The sequence below is a fragment of the Nosocomiicoccus sp. HMSC059G07 genome, assembly GCF_001815515.1.
Taxonomy (GTDB): Bacteria; Bacillota; Bacilli; order Staphylococcales; family Salinicoccaceae; genus Nosocomiicoccus; species Nosocomiicoccus ampullae_A.
The window spans coordinates 52,462-53,852 of the sequence record NZ_KV820865.1 but is presented as its reverse complement, the minus strand read 5'-3'; the positions used below and the strand labels follow the sequence as shown (position 1 = coordinate 53,852).

Here is a 1,391-nt window from a genome sequence, read left to right as displayed (position 1 = left end):
TAAATCACCATTTACTTTAAACTCAACGCCCGCTTCGTTTAAGCCATCTATGAGTATTTCTTTACGAGATAAAATCACGCTGTTTCTTTCATCTTTTAACTGAACCGCTTCTTTTACAGCTTCACTCATCGCGTAACTGTAAAGCAAGTTCTCAGTACCTGCACGGCGTTCCCTTTCTTGTTTACCACCGACTAGTTGTGCGTGTAAGTGCGTGCCGCTTCTTATATATAATACTCCGACACCTTTTGGTGCATATAATTTATGACCACTCATACTCATTAAGTCCACACCTAAATCGTCGACATTCACATTTACGTGACCGACTGCTTGTGCAGCATCAACATGAAGTAATACATCTTCTGGTAGTGATTCTTTAATCTCTTTTACCGGTTGGATTGCTCCTGTTTCGTTGTTGACGTAATGTAATGAAACGAGTGCTGTATTTTCATCGATTTTCTTATTTAATTCGTTTAAATTGATGAGACCATTTTCTTGTATAGGCACATATTTTACATGTGTTTTTAACCCTTTAACCGTTTCTAATATCGACATATGCTCTACTTCTGTCGTAATTACATTGACTTCTCTATTAAAGTGAGAGAGTGTCCCTCGAATGGCTAAGTTGTTAGACTCTGTTGCACCACTCGTAAATATAATCTCCTCAGGTTTTGCACCAATTGCTTCAGCGATTTTTTGTCGATTCTCTTCTAAAAACGCCTTAGCTTCTTTACCGATTCGGTGAATACTTGACGGATTTCCATATATATCAGAATGTTCTAGCATTCCTTTTATGATTTTTTTATCGACTGGTGTTGTTGCAGCATAATCTAAATAAACAGCCATAACACTTCTCCTTTAAAACTTAGTTTAGTAGAGATTTTACCATTTTTAACGTTATAAATATAGTCGACTGCTCTGAGTCGTTTCTTTAGATAAATTACGTCAAGTCTTGTAAGTTATAGAGTATATAAAAGGGAGAGATTAAATGAGTAAACCAGTCAATATATCAGTATTAAACTTAGTCTATGTACGTGAAGGATACGATTCAAAAGATGCATTTACACGTATGCGTCTTTTAGCAGAAGCATTAGATGATTCTAGTTATAAACGTTACTGGATCAGTGAACATCATAATATGAAATCTATCGCATCTAGTGCGACAAGACAACTCATACAGTACACGTTACAACATACTAAAAGAATTCGCGTCGGAAGTGGCGGCGTCATGTTACCAAATCATACGCCGTATATTGTCGCTGAAGAATTCGGTACGATGTACGAATTATTTGGAGACCGTTTAGATATTGGTCTCGGCAGAGCACCTGGAACAGATCAAGTAACTCTAAACGCGATTCGTCGTGGTAACCATCAAGGTATCTTTGACTTTGAAG

General features: G+C 37.1%; 2 protein-coding genes. One reads left to right on the top strand and one right to left on the bottom strand.

The features are described from left to right. On the bottom strand, nucleotides 1-843 hold an 843-nt coding region (locus HMPREF3029_RS09480; RefSeq protein ID WP_070710261.1), incomplete at its 3' end, for a cysteine desulfurase family protein. Between the two features lie 142 nt (nucleotides 844-985). Here HMPREF3029_RS09480 and HMPREF3029_RS07025 point away from each other — a divergent pair. Further along, nucleotides 986-1,391: MsnO8 family LLM class oxidoreductase (locus HMPREF3029_RS07025; RefSeq protein ID WP_144265438.1), on the top strand; the 406-nt coding region annotated here is incomplete at its 3' end.